At 70.3% G+C, this 1,572-nt stretch carries 3 protein-coding genes; 1 reads left to right on the top strand and 2 read right to left on the bottom strand.

All coding sequences use genetic code 11. The features are described 5' to 3' along the window. Nucleotides 1–500, top strand: a 500-nt coding sequence (locus QH270_RS06460) for a putative PEP-binding protein (protein ID WP_348537635.1), incomplete at its 5' end; no start/stop codon positions are given. A 3-nt stretch (nt 501–503) separates the two neighbouring features. On the opposite strand, the gene QH270_RS06455 is transcribed toward QH270_RS06460, so the two are convergent. Then, nucleotides 504–659, bottom strand: coding sequence for a hypothetical protein (locus QH270_RS06455; RefSeq protein WP_280339503.1), 156 nt, complete (start codon nt 657–659; stop codon nt 504–506). Nucleotides 660–715: 56 nt separating this feature from the next. Continuing rightward, a complete protein-coding gene (locus QH270_RS06450) occupies nt 716–1,339 on the bottom strand; it encodes a carbonic anhydrase (RefSeq protein WP_280339501.1) in 624 nt (207 codons plus the stop codon). Nucleotides 1,340–1,572: the final 233 nt, after the last annotated feature.

The raw sequence follows: 1,572 nt of genomic DNA, 5'->3' as shown, positions 1-1,572 counted from the left end.
TGGTGACCACGCTGGCCGAGCTGACGCGGGCCCGAGCGATCCTGGCCGAGGTGGTGCCCGCGGGGGTCCACCTCGAGATCGGCATCATGGTCGAGGTCCCCGCGGCCGCCGCCAAGACGGCCGCGTTCGCCGCCCACGTGGACTTCCTGAGCATCGGCACCAACGACCTCACCCAGTACGCGATGGCGGCCGAGCGCGGTAACGAGGCGCTGGGCTCGCTCGCCGACCCCCTCGACCCCGGCGTCCTGCACCTGATCGACACCGTCTGCCGGGGCGCCGCGGGCCGGGCGCGCGTCGCGGTGTGTGGTGAGGCGGCGGCAGACCCCGCCGCCGCGCCGATCCTGTTCGGCCTCGGCGTCCACGAACTGAGTGTTGCGCCCCCGGCGGTCCCCGGAGTGAAGGCGGCGGTGCGGCAATGGGATTCGCGAGAATGTCGTGATCTCGCCGAGCGTGCCCTGCGCTGTGTCTGCGCCGAGGAGGTCAGGGCACTGAGGGTGTGAGCGTCAGTGCTCCGGTTCCGGCGGTGGGGTCGCGACGGTCCCGCTCAGCCGGATCACACCCGCGTCGAGGTCGATGGCCAGTGCCGGATCGTGGTCCTGACCGTCGCTGTCCCCACTGCCTTCGTTCTGCAGCTTCTTTCCCGGAAACACTTCGCCCATGATGCCCACGACTCCACGATAGCCACTCGCGCGGGCGTGCCGGGGGTCGCGCGTCGCTACTCGAGTTCGCCGATGTTGCCGATGACGCGGTTCAGCTGGGCGCGTCCGTCGGAGAGGTTGTAGGTGACACAGGCGATGGCGAGTTCGCCTGCCGCGATCTTCTCGGCGACGATGGTCGAGCGCTGGGAAAGGAGCAGGCCGGTCTCCGCCACATGTCGCGCCTCGAGGTCGTCGACGGAGTCGAGCCCTTCCGCGCGCCCGAGCAGGATCGACGGGGAGACGCGCTCGACGACGCTGCGGATGAAGCCACCGGGCACGGCGCCGGAGTCCAGCGCGTCGATGGTCGCGCGGACCGCGCCACAGCTGTCGTGCCCGAGGACGACGATCAACGGTACGCCGAGCACCGCGACGCCGTATTCGATCGAGCCGAGCACGGATTCGTCGACGACGTGACCGGCGGTGCGCACGACGAACATGTCGCCGAGGCCGCGGTCGAAGATGATCTCGGCCGCGACCCGGGAGTCGCCACACCCGAACAGAATCGCCGACGGATGTTGCCCGGCGGTGAGCTCGGCGCGATCGGCGGCGCCTTGGTTGGGATGCTGCAGTCGGCCTTCGACGAAGCGATCGTTTCCTTCGCGGAGGGTCTTCCAGGCGGTAACGGGGCTTGTATGCGGCATATGTCCGTTCTAGCATGTGCCGCCGTCCGGGGCCCTCGCACACTCGCCCGGAACGGGGTTGGGGGCCCCCCCCCGGGGGGCCCCCCCCCCGGGGCGGGGGGGGGGTTTGGGGGGGGGGGTTTGTGTTTTCTGGGGGGGGCCGCAACCGCCGTTTAATTGTTTATTTCGGATTTTTTAATTATCCCCAACCCCCCCCCTGGGGGGGGGGGCCCCCGGGGGGGCCCCCCCCAAGC

The organism is Nocardia neocaledoniensis (assembly GCF_029868625.1).
GTDB classification, from domain to species: Bacteria; Actinomycetota; Actinomycetes; order Mycobacteriales; family Mycobacteriaceae; genus Nocardia; species Nocardia neocaledoniensis_A.
Note: the sequence above shows the minus strand (reverse complement) of the source record. Positions and strands in the feature narration are given on the sequence as shown.